This window comes from Cereibacter changlensis JA139, assembly GCF_003034985.1.
In the GTDB taxonomy this organism is placed as follows: domain Bacteria; phylum Pseudomonadota; class Alphaproteobacteria; order Rhodobacterales; family Rhodobacteraceae; genus Cereibacter; species Cereibacter changlensis.
Window position 1 is genome coordinate 25,787 of the sequence record NZ_PZKG01000007.1, and the last position, 16,878, is coordinate 42,664.

Below are 16,878 nucleotides of genomic sequence, written 5' to 3' on the forward strand. Positions count from 1 at the left end.
TTTGGAGGCGCTGCTCGAAGCCTTTCCGTCGCTGGGGCTTCTGGCGCTGGAGCCGCCCGGCTGGGGCGGCAACCTCCTGCGCGGTCTGGTCAACTCGATCCAGATCGCACTGGGGGCCTTCGGGCTGGGCCTCGTGATCGGCACGCTGGGGGCTTACGGCAAGCTCTACGGCGGGCCGGTTCTGCGCGACCTGCTGGCGATCTACACCACCGTGGTCCGGGCGGTGCCGGAGCTGGTGCTGATCCTGATCCTCTACTACGCGGTCACCGATCTGGTGAACCAGGCGCTGGTGTCCTTCGGCTATGCGCGGGTGCAGGTCTCGGGGCTGATGGCGGGCATTGCCGTGCTGGGCGTGGTGCAGGGGGCCTATGCCACCGAGGTGCTGCGCGGCGCGATCCTCGCCGTGCCGGTCGGGCAGGTGGAGGCGGCGCGCGCCATGGGCATGCCGCCGGTGATGCTGGCGCGGCGGATCACCCTGCCGGCCATGCTGGGCTTCGCCATGCCGGGGCTCGCGAACCTCTGGCTGATCGCCACCAAGGACACCGCGCTCCTGGCCATCGTCGGCTTCGGCGAGCTGACGCTGGAAACGCGGCAGGCGGCGGGATCGACCAAGGCCTATTTCACCTTCTTTCTCGCCGCCGGGGCGCTGTATCTGACGCTGACGCTGGTCTCGGGCTGGCTCTTCGGGCGGATCGAGCGCTGGGCGCGGCGCGGCGACCGCGAGATGGGGCGGGCGCGGGGATGAGGCTCTATCCGCATCGCATCCTCCTGATCCTGCTGGCGGCGGCGCTGGTCGTCTGGTGCGCGGTCTCGCTGCGCTGGGACTGGCTGCCGAAGTATCTGCCGCTGATCGCCGAGGGCATCTGGCGCACGGTCTGGATTCTTGTGGTGACAGCGGTGCTTGGGTTCCTGCTGGCGATCCCTCTGGGGTTGGCGCAGGCGGCGGGGCCCTGGGTGCTTGCCGCCCCGGCCCGGGCCTTCTGCACGGTGATCCGCGGCACGCCGTTGCTGTTGCAGCTGTGGCTCCTGTATTACGGGCTCGGCTCGCTGTTTCCGCAATATCCGTGGATCCGGGGCAGCGAGCTCTGGCCCTATCTGCGGCAGGCCTGGCCCTATGCGGTGCTGGCGCTGACGCTGAGCTTCGCGGGCTACGAGGGCGAGGTGATGCGCGGCGCCTTCCGCTCGGTGCCGCGGGGGCAGCTGGAGGCGGCGAAGGCCATGGGCATGCCGCGGCTGACGATCCTGCGGCGGATCTGGCTGCCGCAGGCGATCCAGCGGGCGCTGCCGACGCTGGGCGGCGAAACCGTGCTGCAGCTGAAGGCGACGCCGCTGGTGGCGACGATCACCGTGGTCGACATCTATGCCGTGGCGGGCCGGGTGCGGCAGGACACGTTCATCGTCTACGAGCCGCTGCTGCTGCTGGCCGTGGTCTACATGCTGATCACCGGGGTTCTGGTGCTGGGCTTCCGCTGGCTGGAGCAGCGGCGGCCGGCGAAGGTGGCCTGAGCCTCAGTCGATCACTTCTTCCGGGTCGACGCCCCAGAGCGCGTTCTTCGTCACCCAGCCGCGCCCGGCCTCGGTGTTCAGCCGGCACCAGTCCTTGCTGCATTCGGCGATCCGGGCGATCACCCCCTGCTCGGCATGCAGCACCACCGGCGAGCTGCTCTCCGGGTCGCTGTGCAGGTCGGCCATCTGCGCCACCACCAGCGCCGAGCGTACGCCGGAGAGCAGCGTGTAATGCACCCAGCCGCCGGCGCCCTCGGCGTCCTGCACCCGGCGCCAGTTCTCGTATTCCGCCGTCACCCGCAGGGGCATCCCGGCGCGCTTGAACACCCAGTCGATCCGGTGGCTCAGCCCCGGCCCGCGCCGGGCATTGCCCTCCGAGGTCTTCAGCGAGACATAGCGCGGCAGCGGCAGCGTGGTGACCGAGCCGATGTTGGGATCGCGCACCGGCTCTTCCGGTTCGGCGGCCTCCGGGGCGGGCTGCGGCGGCTCTTCGCCTTCGGTGGAGAAATCGCTGGCGGGACCGGCCTCCGGCGGCGGGCTGTCCTGCGCCGCGGCAGACAGGCCGAGCCCCAGCATCACCACCAGAGCCGCCGCGGCGCGCCATATTCCTGCCATCGCTGTCTCGCCTTCGTGCTTCGCGCCGCATGGGCTCCATGCCGCGCCGTCCCGCCTCATCCGGGGCTTGTGCCTTGCCCCGCTTGGCGTCACCTTGCCACCAAGAGGCCGGTTTTGGAAGTGCAGGGAGGATAGCAATGCCCGTTGGACGCCTGTGTGTTGTCGTGACGCGACGTCTGCCCGAGGTGGTCGAGACCCGGATGAAGGAGCTGTTCGACGTCGAGCTGCGCGACCCCGACGTGAAGATGACGCGGGACGAGCTGGTCAAGGCGATGAGCCGCGCCGATGTGCTGGTGCCCTGCGTCACCGACCAGATCGACGCGGCGATGCTGGGGCAGGCCGGCGAGAAGCTCAAGCTGATCGCCAATTACGGCGCCGGGGTGGACCATATCGACGTGGCGACGGCGCGGCAGCGCGGCATCCTCGTCTCCAACACCCCCGGCGTGGTGACCGAGGACACCGCCGACATGACGCTGGCGCTGATCCTCGCCGTGACCCGCCGCATCCCCGAGGGGCTGGCCGAGATGCAGGCCGGCAACTGGGCCGGCTGGGCCCCGATGGCGCATCTGGGCGGGCGGCTGCGCGGCCGGAGGCTCGGCATCCTCGGCATGGGGCGGATCGGCCAGGCGGTAGCGCGGCGGGCCCGCGCCTTCGGCATGCAGATCCACTACCACAACCGCAAGCGCGTCCGCCCCGAGATCGAGACCGAGCTGGAGGCGACCTATTGGGAGAGCCTCGACCAGATGGTGTCGCGGATGGACATCATCTCGGTCAACTGCCCGCACACGCCCTCGACCTTCCACCTGATGAACGCGCGGCGGCTGAAGCTGATGAAGCCGACCGCGGTGATCGTGAACACCTCGCGGGGCGAGGTGATCGACGAGAACGCCCTGACCCGGGGCCTGCGCGCCGGAGAGATCGCCGGGGCCGGGCTCGACGTCTTCGAGCATGGCCACGAGATCAACCCGCGCCTGCGCGAGTTGCCCAATGTGGTGCTGCTGCCGCACATGGGTTCGGCCACGGTCGAAGGCCGGGTGGAGATGGGCGAGAAGGTGATCATCAACATCAAGACCTTCGCCGACGGCCACCGCCCGCCGGATCAGGTGCTGCCCGGCATGCTCTGACGGGCTCTTGCCCTTCATCTTGGCGCAAATATCCCGGGAGAGCGCGCAGCGCGGGGGCGGAGCCCTTCCGCCGCCGGCCGTCAGAACCGCGTCGGCAGATAGGGACCCAGCGCCAGTTCCGGCGTCTTGCCGTCGATCAGGTCGGCGATGATCCGCGCGGTGACCGGGGCGAGGGTCAGGCCGATATGGCCGTGGCCATAGGCATGCAGGATCTCCGGCCCGGCCTTCGACGGGCCGATCACCGGCAGGCTGTCCGGCATCGAGGGGCGGAAGCCCATCCAGGTGCGCGAGGGTTCGGCCAGGTCGGGGAAGATCGCCCGCGCGCCGCTTACCAGCCGGTCGATGCGGTGCTGTGACGGCGGCGCGGTCAGCCCGCCCAGCTCCACCGTGCCCGCGACCCGCAGCCGGCCGCGCATCGGGCAGAGGTAGAAGCCGCGCGTGGTGGGGCAGGTCGGCCGGGTCAGCCGCGGCTCGGCCATGTCCCATTCGGCGTGATAGCCGCGCTCGGTGTCGAGCGGGATGCGGTCGCCGGCCTGCGCGGCCAAGGCGCGGGAGTGCGCCCCGGCGGCGATCACCACGCGGCGGCCATGCGCCTGCAGCCCGGCGCCGCTGACGATCACCCCGTCGACCCGCCGCTCCAGCTTCTCGACCCGGGCCTTGACGATCCGCACCCCGGCGGTCTTCGCCGCCGCCGCGATCAGCCCCACCATCCTGCCCGGATCATCGAGGAACACCGCCTTGGGGAAGAACGCGCCGCCTCCCGCCACCGGCGGCAGACCGGGCTCCATCCTCGCCAGCTCCTCGGGCGAGATCAGCTCGACCGTGACGCCGAGGCTGCGGCGGAACTCCATGTCGGCGGCGGCGGCGCGGAAGGCGGCCTTGGTTTCGTAGGCATAGAGACAGCCGCGCTGGGCCATGATCTTCTGGCCGCCAACCTCGGCGGCCAGCGCCTTCCAGTCGGCGTTGGACGTGGCGAGCAGCGCGGCGATGGCTTGGGCATTGCGCTTCGCCGCGCCGGGCAGCGACTGGCGGGTGAAGCGCAACAGCCAGGGCGCCAGCGTCGGCAGCGCGGCGTGGCGGATGGCCAGCGGCGAGTTGCGGTCGAAGAGCAGCGAGGGCAGCGCCTTCAGCACCGAGGGCGTGCCGACCGGCAGCACGGCGTAATCGGCAATGGTGCCGGCGTTGCCGTAGGAGGCGCCCGAGCCGGGCTCCTCCGGGTCGATCAGGATGACCGAGCGGCCGCGGCTGGCCACGCGCAGCGCGATGGTCAGGCCGACGACGCCTGCGCCGATGATGACGGTGTCTGAAGCGAGGTGCTGGTTCATGGCCCCCTTGTCGCCGCTTCCCGAAGGTTCGGCAAGATGGCCCGCGCGTGCGGGATACCGATTGCGCTCTCGCGCGGGCCATCCATTGGTCTCAGAGACAGGCCTCGAACAGCGCGCGGGTGTTTTCGCGCGTCATTTCAACCGGGTTGCCGCCGCAGGAGGGGTCCTCCAGCGCCATCTCGGTCAGCTCGTCGAGCCGCGCGGCCTCCACCCCCATCGCCGTCAGGGTCTCCGGGATGCCGAGCGTCGCGCGCAGCTCCATGACCCGGGCGCGGAAGCCGTCGAAGCCGCCTGCGATGCCGAGATAGGCCGCGGCCTTTTCGATCCGGTCCTCGATGGCGGCGCGGTTGAAATCGAGCACCATCGGCATCACCACGGCATTGGTGGTGCCGTGATGCGTGCCGTAGACCGCGCCGACCGGGTGGCTCAGCGAATGGATGGCGCCGAGGCCTTTCTGGAAGGCCACTGCCCCCATCGCCGCCGCGCTCATCATATGGGCGCGGGCTTCGAGGTCGTTCGGGTCGGCATAGACCTTCGGCAGGTTCTCGAACACGAGCCGCATGCCCTCCAGCGCGATGCCTTGGCTCATCGGGTGGTAGAAGGGCGAGCAGTAGGCCTCGAGGCAATGCGCCAGCGCGTCCATGCCGGTGCCGGCGGTGATGAACTTCGGCATGCCGACGGTCAGCTCCGGGTCGCAGATCGTGACGGCGGGCAGCAGCTTGGGGTGGAAGATGATCTTCTTCTTGTGGGTCTGGCTGTTGGTCAGCACGCCTGCGCGCCCGACTTCGGAGCCGGTGCCCGCGGTGGTCGGCACGGCGATGATCGGGGCGATCTTCGATCCATCGGCGCGGGTCCACCAGTCGCCGATATCCTCCAGATCCCAGACCGAGACGGTCTGGTCATGCATCAGCGCGATCATCTTCCCCAGATCGAGCGCCGAGCCGCCGCCGAAACAGATCACCCCGTCATGCCCGCCCGCCTTGTAGGCCGCGATGCCGTCGGCCATGTTCGTCTCGTTCGGGTTCGGATCGACCTCGGAGAACACCGCCCGGCCAAGCCCCGCCGCATCGAGCTGGTCGAGCGCGGCTTGGGTGATCGGCAGCGCGGCCAGCGCCTTGTCGGTGACCAGCAGCGGCCGCTCGAGGCCCACGGCCTTGCACTGCTCGGCCAGTTCCGCGATGCGGCCCGCGCCGAACTTGATGGCGGTGGGGTAGGACCAGTTCGCCCGGATCGTCATTTCGTCACCTTCTTGAGATGGTAGGATTTCGGTCGCGTGACCGCGTTGTAGCCTAGCACCGACAGCGCGGCGCCGCGCCCGGTGTCCTTGCAGCCGGTCCAGCACAGCGCCGGATCGAGGTAGTCGCAGCGGTTCATGAAGACGGTGCCGGTCTCGATCCGCGCGCCGATCTCGGCGGCGGCTTCGGCGTCACTTGTCCAGATCGAACAGGTCAGACCGTAGGGGCTGTCGTTCATCAGCGAAATCGCCTCGTCATCGCCCGAAACTTTCATGATTCCGACAACCGGGCCGAAGCTCTCCTCTTTCATCACCCGCATGTCGTGGGTGATGTCGACAAGAATCTGCGGCGCGAGATAGGCGCCGCCGTCATCGGCCGGGAACAGCGCCGGGTCGATCAGCGGGGTGGCGCCGGCGGCGATGGCCTCGGCCACCTGCGCACGGACCACGGCGGCGAAGCGCTTGTTGGCCATCGGGCCGAGGGTGGTGGCGGCGTCGAAGGGGTTGCCCAGCGTCAGGCCCTTCACCCAGGCCACCGACTTCTCGACGAAGGCGTCGTAGAGGCTTTCATGGACATAGATGCGCTCGATGCCGCAGCAGCATTGCCCGGCATTGTACATCGCCCCGTCCATCAGGCTGTCCACCGCTGCGTCGAGATCGGCGTCGGCGCGGACATAGCCCGGGTCCTTGCCGCCCAGCTCCAGCCCCAGCCCGGTGAAGGTGCCCGCGGCGGCCTTCTCCATCGCGGCGCCTCCACCGACCGAGCCGGTGAAGTTGACGAAGTTGAAGGCGCGGCCGGCGATCAGGCTTTCGGTGGTGGCGTGGTCGAGAACGACGTTCTGGAACAGCTCGGCAGGCACGCCGCCGGCGTGGAAGGCCTCGGCCAGACGCTCGCCCACCAGCAGGGTCTGGCTCGCGTGTTTTAGGATCACCGCGTTGCCGGCGATCAGCGCCGGGGCGAGGGTGTTGATCGTGGTGAGATAGGGGTAGTTCCACGGCGCGACGATGAAGACGACGCCGACCGGCTCCTTGACGATGCGGCGCTCGAAGCGGTCGGAGGCTTCGGCCACGATCGGGGCCAGCGCCTGTTCCGCGATCTCGGACATGTAGTTGGTCCGGTCGCCGACGCCGCCGAACTCGCCGCCGTAGCGGGTCGGGCGGCCCATCTGCCAGGCCAGCTCCTCGACCAGCTTGTCCTTTATGCCGTTGAGCTTCTCGACCCCGGCCTTTACCAGCGCGATGCGCTCGGCCAGCGGGCGCGCGGCCCAGTCCTTCTGCGCGCTGCGGGCGCGGGCGACGGCGGCCTGCGCCTCGTCATGGCTCAGCGGCTGGCGTTCGGCATAGACCGAACCATCGACGGGAGAGATCAGTTGGATGGGCTTCATCTTTGGTCCTTCGTTGAGCATTCGCCGTTCTGCGCGCGACCGGCAGTCACGCCCGCTCGAACAGGCGGCTGAGTTCGAAATCGGTGACCACGCGGTCCTGCTCCTGGATCTCCCAGAGGGCGGCGTGGTGGTAGTGGTCGATGACATCGTCGCCCATCGCCGCGCGCAGCATGGCCGAGCCGTGCAGCATGGCCGCCGCCTCGCGCAGGGTCTTGGGGATCTCGCGGACGCCGGCTGCCGAATACATGTCGCCCCTCATCTCGGGCTCCAGTTCCATCTTCTGCTCGATCCCGTCAAGCCCCGCCGCCAGCAGCCCCGCCATGGCGAGATAGGGGTTGAGGTCGGCGCCGCCGATCCGGCATTCGACGCGGATGGCCGAGGTGCCCTCGCCGCAGACGCGGAAGCCCGCGGTGCGGTTGTCGCGGCTCCAGACCGCCTTGGTCGGGGCGAACATGCCGATGCAGAAGCGCTTGTAGCTGTTGATATAGGGCGCGAGCAGGGCGGTGATCGCCCCGGCATGGGCAAGCTGGCCGGCGAGGAAGTGCTTCATCGTTGCCGACATGCCATGCGGGTCGGAGGCGTCCCGGAAGGCGGGCTTTCCGTCCAGCGTCCAGAGCGACTGGTGGACATGCGAGGAGGAGCCGGCGCGGCGGTGGTCGTATTTCGCCATGAAGGTGACCGAACGCCCCTTCGCCGCGGCGATGTCCTTCACCGCGGTCTTGGTGATGGCGTGGTTGTCCGCCGTGTCCAGCGCGTCGGAATACTTGACGTTGATCTCCTCCTGCCCCGCATCGGCCTCGCCCTTGGAGCATTCCACCGGAATGCCCGCGGCGTAGAGCCCGTTGCGCAGGGCGCGCATCACCTCTTCCTCCTTCGTGGTCTGGAAGATGTGGTAATCCTCGTTATAGGCGCTGATCGCCTTGAGGTCGCGGATCTGGCCATGTGCCTGCTGGCTGTCGCGCAGCGCGTTGTAGCTGGTCTCGAACAGGTAGAACTCGAGCTCGGTCGCCATCATCGCGCGGAAGCCCATCGCCTCGGCCCGGGCGATCTGGCGCTTGAGGATGGCGCGGGGCGATTGCGGCACCTCGTGGTGGTGGTGGTCGAGCAGGTCGCAGAGCACCAGCGCCGTGCCGGGCAGCCAGGGCAGCGGGCGCAGCGTCGCCATGTCGGGGCGCATGACATAGTCGCCATAGCCCCTTTCCCAGCTGGAGCTCTTGTAGCCGGGGACGGTGGTCATCTCCATGTCCACCGCCAGCAGGTAGTCGCAGCAATGGGTTTCGGCATGTCCGCTGTCGACGAAGAACTGGGCATGGAACCGCTTGCCCATCAGACGGCCCTGCATGTCGACCCCGGCCACCAGAACCGTGTCGATCTCGCCGGCTTTCACGGCTTTCTTCAGGGCGTCGAAGGTCATGTTACCGGGCATGGCGGGCCTCTTTCTGTTCCGTGTCGGGAAGGGCGGTGATCGCGGCCAGCGCCGCCGCCAGCACCGGGGCGAGCGTGTCGGCCATCGCGGCCTCGGCGGCAGGGCTGGCGATCAGGTCGTTGCGCAGCTCCAGCATGGCATTGGGCAGGTCGTAGGGCGTGGCCTGCAGGCGGAGCGTGTGGGTCACGTCGTCGGCGGCGGAATAGGGCTGGTTCAGCGCCGTCTGCAGGTCGGTCCGTGCCTGCGCCTCGGCGGTGATGGCGCGGGCGAGACGGTCGTCGGCGTCATGGATCACGCCGAAGTCGAGCGTGCGGCGCTGGCCGTGGTAGATGCGGGTGAAGGAATGGATGGTGACGATCACCGGCGCCAGACCCAAAGCGATGCGCTGGGCGATCCGGGCGTGCAGCGTGGCGTGGAACGGGGAATAGACCGCCGCCGTCCGTGCCGCTCGTTCGGCGGGGGTGAGGGCGGCATTGCCGGGAATGTCATGCACCTCGGAACGGACGGGCATCGCCCCCGCCATGTCGGGCGCGCGGTTGCAGTCGTAGAGCAGCCGCGAGACCGGAGCATGGATGAGGAGGCCGTCGAGCCGCTGCGCCAGACAGCGCGCCAGCCCCAGCGCGCCCGGGTCCCAGGCGATATGCGCCTGCCGCTGCTCGGCGCTCAGCCCCAGATCGCCCCAGGGCGCGGGGAAGGCGTTGGAGGCATGGTCGCAGACGAAGACGAAACGGCTCTGCGCCGTCTCGTTCTCCACCAGCGCCGGATAGGTCGCGGCCGCCTCTGTCGGTGCCGTCATGGCGCCTCCCCGAGTCTTCTTCGTCGGCGGCAAGGCTCCACCGCCGCGCGGCATTCTGTCAAGAATATTTCTTGCGTCGCGCCGCTGTTACAAAGTTTACTGAATCATTCCGATGCGGCATGCCTGTCGCAAGGGCAGAGCAGGAGCGGCCATGACCCCCAACCCGATCGAGGACCAGATGCGGGCGGCGCTGCCGGAGATGACGCGGGCCGAGCGGCAGCTGGCGACCCATGTGCTGCGGCATTATCCGGTCGCGGCGCTGGGCTCGATCACCGCGCTGGCCAAGGCGGCGGAGGTCTCCACCCCGACGGTGGTGCGGCTGGTGCAGAAGCTGGGGTTCAAGGGCTACCCCGATTTCCAGAACTCGCTGCGGGGCGAGGTGGAGGCGATGCTGGTCTCGCCGCTGGCCAAGCACGAGCGCTGGGCGGGGGGCGTGCCGGATACGCATATCCTCAACCGCTTTGCCGATGCGGTGGTGGCGAACCTGCAGGCGACGCTGCACCAGATCGACCATGCCGAGTTCGACGCCACCGCGCGGCTCTTGGCCGACCCCTCGCGCCGGGTCTTCGCGCTGGGCGGACGGATCACCCATGCGATGGCCGACTATTTCGTGACCCTGATGAAGGTGGTCCGGTCCGATGTGACGCTGATGTCCGATATGTCCAATACCTGGCCCCCGGCTCTGCTGGACATGAAGGCGGGCGATGTGCTGCTGGTGTTCGATATTCGCCGGTACGAGAACACGGTGCTGCAGGTCGTCGAGATGGCGGTGGAGCAGGGGGCGGAGGTGGTGCTGATCACCGACCGCTGGGTCTCGCCCGCCGCGACCCATGCGCGCCACACGCTGAGCTGCCATATCGAGGCGCCCTCGGCCTGGGATTCCACCGTGTCGATCCTCGTGCTGGTCGAGACGCTGCTGGCGGCGGTTCAGGACCTGAGCTGGGGCCAGACCGAGGCGCGGATGAAGCGGCTGGAAGAGCTCTACGACCGCTCGCGCTTCTTCCGCAGGCACCGCTAGGTGATCGGCGGCGCATAGGGCTTGCGCCGCATCCCAGACAGCGCGTTGCCCGCCACCGCCGCCATCAGGATGCCGCCGCCGAGGAAGGTGCCGCTGCTGGCGGTCTCGCCCAGCATCAGGAACACCCAGACCGGGGCGAGCATCACCTCGACCATCGACAGCAGCGTGAGTTCGGCGGCGGGGATCACCCGGCTGCCCAGGGTGTAGAGCACCATGCCGGTGCCGAGCAGCCCCGCGCCCATCAGCATCGAGATCAGGACGTCGCGCAGCGGCACCATCAGCGAGGCGCCCTGCACCCCAAGCACCAGCGCCGCCGCGATCATCGAGAAGACGCCGCCCAGCACCACGGCGGGCATCATGTCCTCGAGCTTGCCCCAGCGCAGGGTGAGGGTGAAGGCGGCGAAGCCGAGCGCCGAGAGCAGCGCCGCGACATTGCCCGCCATCTCGCCCATCGCCAGCCCCTCGCGCACCATGACGAACATGCCGACCCCGGCGACGGCGATGGCGACCCATGTGGCGGAGCGGACATATTCGCGCAGCAGGAGGCTGCCGAGCAGGGCGGCGAGGAAGGGCGAGGCGGCAAAGAGGAAGACCGCGTTGGCGATGGTGGTGGCCTGGATGGCGTAGATCGCCCCCGCGAAGGCGAGGACGAGGCCAACGCCGCCGACGCAGCCCGCAAGGCCGACGCGGCGCAGCCGGGCGATGGGGCGGCCGCCGGAGCGCCAGGCGATGAAGGCGAAGAGCACCGGCACCATGCCGACCGAGCGCCAGAACAGGATCGCCCATGTCCCGGCCTCGCCGATCTGGCGGATGGCGAGGCCCATGAACGACCACAGACAGGCCGCCAGCACGACCAGCACCACTCCCGTTCCGTATCGCATCCGATCCCTCGCCTTTGGCAAAAGACTGCGGGGCAGGCGGGGTCTCGTCTGTTCCGTTACCGACGCGGAAGCGGTGAAACCGGGGCTCAGTAGCCCCGGCGTGTGTCCACGCGGTGCAGGAACGGCAGCCCCGCCTCGCCGCGGCGGATGTTCTCCACGACCACCCGCGCCGCGCTCGCCGGGCGGGTGTCGGCGGCGATATGCGGGGTCACCGTCACCTTGGGGTGGCGGCGGAAGGGATGGTCGGCGGGCAGCGGCTCCACCCGGAAAACGTCGAGCGTGGCATGGCCGAGCGGACCATCGAGCGCGGCCAGCAGCGCCGCGTCGTCGATCAGCGCGCCGCGCCCGGGGTTGAGGATCACCGCCCCCTGCGGCAGCCAGGCAAGGCGGCGGGCGTCGAGCAGGTTCTCGGTCCCGGGCGTCTTCGGCAGCAGCGTCACCACGATCTGCGCCTGCCGCAGCACGGCCTCCAGCCCCGCCTCGCCATGCGCGCAAGGAATGCCCTCGACCGTCTTGGGTGAGCGGCTCCAGCCGGTGACGGGGAAGTTCAGCGCCGCAAGCGCGCGGGCGCAGGCGGCGCCGAGCTCGCCCATGCCCAGCATTGCCACGGGGCGCTCGCGGGCCAGCGGCGGGACGATCTGGGTCCAGCCCGCGTCGCGTTTCAGGATGTGCCGGTCCATCCCGAGATGATGGCGCAGCGTATGGCCGACCACCCATTCCACCATGCCTTCGGTCAGCGAGGGATCGACCATGCGGCAGAGCGGCTGGGTCAGCGTCGGGTTGCCGACGATCCGCTCCACCCCGGCCCAGAGGTTCAGCACGGCTTTCGTACGGGTGAAGGGCGAGAAATCCTCGATGTCTCCGCCGGGGGCGAAGACGATGTAATCCACCGCCGCCGGGTCGGGCGCCTCGGTGGAAATCTCGGCCTCGATCCCCGCCTCGCGCAGGGCGGCGGGCAGGGTGTCACGGTAGCCGGGCCAGTTCCTGGCGCCGGCGGCAAAATAGATCCGGATCATCGCAACCTGTGGACATGGGCGCTCTGGACCAGCCCGAAGGCGACCATCAGCACCAGCATCGCGGAGCCGCCGTAGCTCACCAGCGGCAGCGGGACGCCGACCACCGGCGCCATGCCCATCACCATGGAGAGGTTCACCGCCAGATAGAAGAAGAAATTGGCGGCGATGCCGAGGATCAGCAGCGAGGAGAAGCGGTCCTTGTTCTGCAGCGCGGAGGCGATGCAGAAGGCGATCACGAGCGCATAGAGCGCCAGAAGCGAGAAGGCACCGATGAAGCCGAACTCCTCGGCCAGCGTGGTGAAGATGAAGTCGGTGTGCTTTTCGGGCAGGAAGTTCAGCCGGCTCTGCGTGCCCTGCATGAAGCCCTTGCCGGTCCAGCCGCCCGAACCGAGCGCGATCTTGGCCTGGATGATGTTGTAGCCCGCGCCCAGGGGATCGGCGGTCGGGTCGAGGAAGGTGTCGATCCGGCGATACTGGTAGTCGTGCAGGAACTGCCAGGGCGTGCCGCGCGTGGTGAAGACCGAGGCCACCGCGCCGACCCCGATGGCGCCGACGCCGAGGAAATACCAGTAGCTGACCCCCGCCATGAACATCACCGCCGCGCCGACCATCAGCATCAGGAGCGAGGTGCCGAGGTTGGGCTGGATCACCACGAGGAAGGTGGGCAGCAGGATCATGATCACCGGGATCAGCACCCAGAGCGGGCGCGAGACCTTCTTCACGTCGAGCCAGTCGTAATAGGTGGCCAGCATCATCACCAGCGTGACCTTGGCGAGCTCGGATGGTTGCAGCACGATCGGGCCGAGGCTGATCCAGCGCTGCGCCCCCATGCCGACGGTGCCGAAGAACTCCACGATCAGCAGCAGCACCAGCGAGACCAGATAGGCGACGCCCGACATGTTGCGCCAGAACCAGATCGGCACGAAGGCGACGCCCAGCATCAGCACAAGCCCGACGGCGAAACGCTTCATCTGCGGCTCGGCCCAGGTGTCGATATTACCGCCGGCGACCGAGTAGAGCATCAGCCAGCCGACCGAGGCGGTGGCGGTGACCAGCAGGATCAGCGCCCAGTTCAGGTGCAGCACCTTGGCCATGCCGGTGGGGGCGGTCTTCACCCGGTATTCGAGGAAACTCATGCGCTCATGCCCGCGACTTGGCCGTGACTTCGGGTTCGGTGTGGCGCAGCTGCAGCCCGTTCAGCAGCGTCTCCATCCGGCCGCGTTGGGCGGACGGATAGGCGCTGAGCGGCGGCATGCCGCCGGTGAGGCAGCGCAGCAGGATGTCGCGCACGATGGGACCGGCGACCGACGATCCGCCGCCGCCATGCTCCACCACCACCGCCACCGCGACCTTCGGATCGGCATAGGGGCCATAGCCGACGAAGAGCGCGTGGTCGCGCCGCTCCCAGGGCAGGTCGTCGTTGGAGATGACGCCGCGCGCCCGCTCCGCCGCGCTGATGTTGCGCACCTGGCTGGTGCCGGACTTGCCGGCGAAGGCCAGCTGCTCGTCGGCGATCCGGGCCGAGCGGCCGGTGCCATGCTGCGAGTTCATCACCGCGTTCATGCCGTCGCGCACCGCGCGCAGCTTCGAGCCGTCGATCCCCAGCAGCGGGGCCTCGGGGGCGGGCACCGGCCGGTCGCCGATGCTGTGCACCAGCCGGGGCGAAATCGCCCGGCCGCTGGCGACGCGGGCGGTCATCACCGCCAGTTGCAGCGGCGAGGCCAGCACGTAGCCCTGGCCGATCGAGGCGTTGATCGTGTCGCCGATCCGCCATTCCTGCTGGTAGCGCTCCTGCTTCCAGGCCTTGTTCGGCATCACCCCTTCGGTGATCGCCGACATCGGCAGGTCGTGGCGTTGGCCGAGCCCGAGCCGCTTGCCCATCTCGGCGATCTTGTCGATGCCGACCCGCTGCGCCACGTCGTAGTAATAGACGTCGCAGCTTTCCGAGAGCGACTTCTGCAGGTTCACGTTGCCATGGCCGCCGCGCTTCCAGCAGTGGAAGCGCCGGCCGCCCATCTCGTAATGGCCCGGGCAGTAGACCGAGGTTTCGGCGCTGATGACGCCGGCCTCCAGCGCGGCGAGGGCGGTGACCATCTTGAAGGTGGAGCCGGGCGGATAGGCCCCCTGCACCGCCTTGTTGGCCAGCGGGCGGTGGTCGTTCTCGGTCAGGATCGAGTAATCCTTGTAGGAGATGCCGCGCACGAAGAGGTTCGGGTCGAAGGAGGGCGAGGAGCAGATGGCGAGGATGTCGCCATTGGTCACGTCGATCGCCACGGCGGCGGCGCTCTCGCCGCCGAGCCGGGCCTGGGCGAAGTTCTGCACGTCGGCGTCGATGGTCAGGCGGATGTCCTGCCCGGCCTCGCCCTCGACGCGGTCCAGCTCGCGCATCATGCGGCCGAAGGCGTTCACCTCGATGCGCTTGCTGCCGGCCTTGCCGCGCAGCGTGTCCTCCATCCAGGTCTCGACGCCGATCTTGCCGATCTGGAACTCCGGGATCTGCAGCAGCGGGTCGGGGTTCTGCAGCTTGGCGAGATCGGCCTCGGAAACCGGGCCGACATAGCCGACGACATGGGCGAAATCGGTGTCCAGCGGATAGCTGCGCGACAGGCCGACCTCCGGCGTGACGCCGGGCAGCGAGGGGGCGTTGATCGCCACCTTCGACAGGTCGTCCCAGGCCATGCGGTCGGCGACGATGATCGGGATGAAGGGGCTGCGCCGCTTGGTTTCGGCCAGCGTCGCCTCGATCACCTCCGGTGTCAGCGGGATCACCCCGGCCAGCCGGTGCAGCACCTCGTCGACATCGCCGGCGTCCTCGCGGGTGATGACGACGCGGTAGTTCTGCTCGTTGCCGGCGATCAGCTTGCCGTTGCGGTCGAAGATCTGGCCGCGGTTCGGCGGGATCAGCCGGATGTTTATCCGGTTCTCCTCGGCCAAGAGGCGGAACTGGTCGGCCTGATCGACCTGCAGGTAGCGCATCCGCGCGCCCAGCACGGCGAACATGGCGCCGAAGCCGCCGCCCAGCAGGAGGGCGCGGCGGTTGATGCGCTTCGCGCTGTCCTCGGTGTCGCGGGCCGACCGTCTCACATGCGCCTCCCGTAGGAATCAAGCTCGCCCGTCGCCGGCTTGTGCAGATCCAGCAGGAACCAGGACAGGCCGACCACCAGAGGATAGCAGAGGATGGTGGCGACTGTCTGGATCATCGCGAAACCGAAGCCGGGCTGCGGCAGGAAGGCGATCAGGAACATCAGCCGATAGGCCAGCAGCATCGCCACCATGACCCCGGCGACCAGCAGCCATTCACCGGCGAAGCTCAGCTCGCGGGTCAGCGCGCCGCGCGAGCGCAGGAATTCGGAGGCGACGAGCACCAGCGCCGCCCAGAGCCCGGGCGGGCGCATCAGGATCAGGTCTTCGGCCAAGACCACCAGCGCGATCAGCAGGGCGGGCAGATAGTCGGGCCGCCGGGTCACCCAGACCAGGATGAGGCAGAGCAGCAGGTCGGGGCCGGGCCAGCTGCCCGCCTCGGCGCTGATCGGCATCAGCCGGGCGATCAGCAGCATCACGGCGATGCCGACGAAAGCCATCGGATAGGCCCAGGCCAGCCCGCGCACCCGGTCAGCCATCGGCGGCCTCGGCGGTTTCGGGCTCGGCTTCGGCGGCGGGCAGGAGCGGCGGCATCACCGGCGCGGCGACGAGGCCGCCCGGGTCGCTGATCGGTTCCAGCTCGTGGCTGCGCAGCACGCGCAGGAACTCCAGCCGGCCATAGTCGGCCGCCAGCCGCACCCGCATCCGCCGGTCCGGCCCCTGCGCCACCTGTCCCACCAGCAGATCGGCCGGGAACACCCCGCCATCGCCCGAGGTCACCACCCGGTCGCCGGGGCGCACGAGGTCGGGCTTGTCGAGGAATTCCAGCGGCGGGGCAGGGGAGTTGTCGCCCGACAGGAGCGCCCGCTGCCCCGAGGGCTGCACGATCACCGGGATCCGGCTGTTGCTGTCGGTGAGCAGGATCACCCGCGCCGTGTTGCGCCCCACGCCCGAGATCCGCCCGACGAGGCCGATCCCGTCCATCGTCGCCCAGCCGTCGCGGATCCCGTCGCGCGCGCCGACGTTCAGCAGAACCGACTGGCGGAAGGGCGAACCGGAATCGGCGATGACCACGCCGGTCACATGGGTCAGCTTGGGGTCGAGCCGCACCTGATTGAGGTCGAGCAGACGGGCGTTCTTCTGCTCCAGCTGGAGCGCCGCTTCCTTCCAGGCCTTCATCTGCTGCAGCTCGCGCCGCAGCTCCTGATTTTGCTCGTAGATCCGGGTGTAGGACTGGAAGTCGTCGATCATCCCGGCGACCTTAGTCACCGGCGTCATCGCCCAGTCGAAGCTCGGCACCAGACGGTCGATCAGCGCGGCGCGGAACCGCTCCACCCGCGGGCTGTCGATGCGCCACAGCAGGAAGACGGCAAGCAACAGCAGGACCAGCCCGCCGACAAGGATGCGGCGCAGCGGGCGGGTGAACTGCTCGGGTCCGTTCCGGTCTCTTGCCACGGCGGCCTCGTGTCAG

General features: G+C 69.1%; 16 protein-coding genes. 4 read left to right on the forward strand and 12 right to left on the reverse strand.

Features of this window, described 5'->3' with window-relative positions; all coding sequences use genetic code 11:
* Position 1 precedes the first annotated feature (1 nt).
* Together C5F48_RS02780 and C5F48_RS02785 are read left to right on the forward strand one after the other, a co-directional pair.
* Positions 2-745: an ABC transporter permease gene (locus C5F48_RS02780; RefSeq protein ID WP_107662382.1), complete on the forward strand. Its 744-nt coding sequence runs from the start codon at positions 2-4 to the stop codon at positions 743-745.
* Positions 742-1,506 (forward strand): ABC transporter permease, encoded by a 765-nt coding sequence (locus C5F48_RS02785; protein ID WP_107662383.1) that lies wholly within the window; start codon positions 742-744, stop codon positions 1,504-1,506. Before C5F48_RS02780 ends, C5F48_RS02785 begins: the two co-directional genes overlap by 4 nt.
* 3 nt (positions 1,507-1,509) lie before the next feature.
* Here C5F48_RS02785 and C5F48_RS02790 read toward each other — a convergent pair whose 3' ends face one another.
* Positions 1,510-2,121 (reverse strand): SH3 domain-containing protein, encoded by a 612-nt coding sequence (locus C5F48_RS02790; protein ID WP_245941385.1) that lies wholly within the window; start codon positions 2,119-2,121, stop codon positions 1,510-1,512.
* Between the two features lie 137 nt (positions 2,122-2,258).
* Here C5F48_RS02790 and C5F48_RS02795 point away from each other — a divergent pair, with 137 nt between their 5' ends.
* Positions 2,259-3,245: a 2-hydroxyacid dehydrogenase gene (locus C5F48_RS02795; protein ID WP_107662385.1), complete on the forward strand. Its 987-nt coding sequence runs from the start codon at positions 2,259-2,261 to the stop codon at positions 3,243-3,245.
* An 80-nt stretch (positions 3,246-3,325) separates the two neighbouring features.
* On the opposite strand, the gene C5F48_RS02800 is transcribed toward C5F48_RS02795, so the two are convergent.
* The 5 genes from C5F48_RS02800 to C5F48_RS02820 form a co-directional block, all read right to left on the reverse strand.
* Positions 3,326-4,570 (reverse strand): NAD(P)/FAD-dependent oxidoreductase, encoded by a 1,245-nt coding sequence (locus C5F48_RS02800; protein ID WP_107662386.1) that lies wholly within the window; start codon positions 4,568-4,570, stop codon positions 3,326-3,328.
* Between the two features lie 91 nt (positions 4,571-4,661).
* A complete protein-coding gene (locus C5F48_RS02805) occupies positions 4,662-5,807 on the reverse strand; it encodes an iron-containing alcohol dehydrogenase (protein ID WP_107662387.1) in 1,146 nt (381 codons plus the stop codon).
* Positions 5,804-7,189, reverse strand: a complete 1,386-nt coding sequence (locus tag C5F48_RS02810; protein WP_107662388.1) for an aldehyde dehydrogenase family protein — start codon at positions 7,187-7,189, stop codon at positions 5,804-5,806. The genes C5F48_RS02805 and C5F48_RS02810 overlap by 4 nt, the downstream gene beginning before the upstream one ends.
* Positions 7,190-7,235: 46 nt before the next feature.
* Positions 7,236-8,615: a glutamine synthetase family protein gene (locus C5F48_RS02815; protein ID WP_107662389.1), complete on the reverse strand. Its 1,380-nt coding sequence runs from the start codon at positions 8,613-8,615 to the stop codon at positions 7,236-7,238.
* Entirely contained in the window at positions 8,605-9,411 is an 807-nt protein-coding gene (locus C5F48_RS02820) for an N-formylglutamate amidohydrolase (protein ID WP_107662390.1), read from the reverse strand. The genes C5F48_RS02815 and C5F48_RS02820 overlap by 11 nt, the downstream gene beginning before the upstream one ends.
* Before the next feature lie 151 nt (positions 9,412-9,562).
* On the opposite strand from C5F48_RS02820, the gene C5F48_RS02825 reads away from it, so the two are divergent.
* Positions 9,563-10,429 carry a MurR/RpiR family transcriptional regulator gene (locus C5F48_RS02825; RefSeq protein ID WP_107662391.1) on the forward strand — a complete coding sequence of 289 codons (867 nt, stop codon included), beginning with the start codon at positions 9,563-9,565 and terminating at the stop codon, positions 10,427-10,429.
* Here C5F48_RS02825 and C5F48_RS02830 read toward each other — a convergent pair.
* The 6 genes from C5F48_RS02830 to mreC all read right to left on the reverse strand — a co-directional run bounded on the left by C5F48_RS02830 (position 10,426) and on the right by mreC (position 16,862).
* Positions 10,426-11,310, reverse strand: coding sequence for a DMT family transporter (locus C5F48_RS02830; protein WP_107662392.1), 885 nt, complete (start codon positions 11,308-11,310; stop codon positions 10,426-10,428). The two genes, C5F48_RS02825 and C5F48_RS02830, sit on opposite strands and share 4 nt — an antisense overlap.
* Before the next feature lie 86 nt (positions 11,311-11,396).
* Positions 11,397-12,326 carry an NAD(P)-dependent oxidoreductase gene (locus C5F48_RS02835; protein ID WP_107662393.1) on the reverse strand — a complete coding sequence of 310 codons (930 nt, stop codon included), beginning with the start codon at positions 12,324-12,326 and terminating at the stop codon, positions 11,397-11,399.
* Positions 12,323-13,462 (reverse strand): rod shape-determining protein RodA, encoded by a 1,140-nt coding sequence (rodA, locus tag C5F48_RS02840; RefSeq protein WP_107662394.1) that lies wholly within the window; start codon positions 13,460-13,462, stop codon positions 12,323-12,325. The genes C5F48_RS02835 and rodA overlap by 4 nt, the downstream gene beginning before the upstream one ends.
* Positions 13,463-13,466: 4 nt before the next feature.
* Positions 13,467-15,410, reverse strand: a complete 1,944-nt coding sequence (mrdA, locus tag C5F48_RS02845) for a penicillin-binding protein 2 (protein ID WP_107662395.1) — start codon at positions 15,408-15,410, stop codon at positions 13,467-13,469.
* Complete coding sequence (locus C5F48_RS02850; RefSeq protein ID WP_107662396.1) at positions 15,407-15,946, reverse strand: rod shape-determining protein MreD; 540 nt, start codon at positions 15,944-15,946, stop codon at positions 15,407-15,409. The genes mrdA and C5F48_RS02850 overlap by 4 nt, the downstream gene beginning before the upstream one ends.
* The gene (gene mreC / locus C5F48_RS02855) at positions 15,939-16,862 is read right to left on the reverse strand and encodes a rod shape-determining protein MreC (RefSeq protein WP_107662397.1); all 924 of its coding nucleotides are present in this window, start codon (positions 16,860-16,862) and stop codon (positions 15,939-15,941) included. The genes C5F48_RS02850 and mreC overlap by 8 nt, the downstream gene beginning before the upstream one ends.
* Between the last annotated feature and the right edge of the window lie 16 nt (positions 16,863-16,878).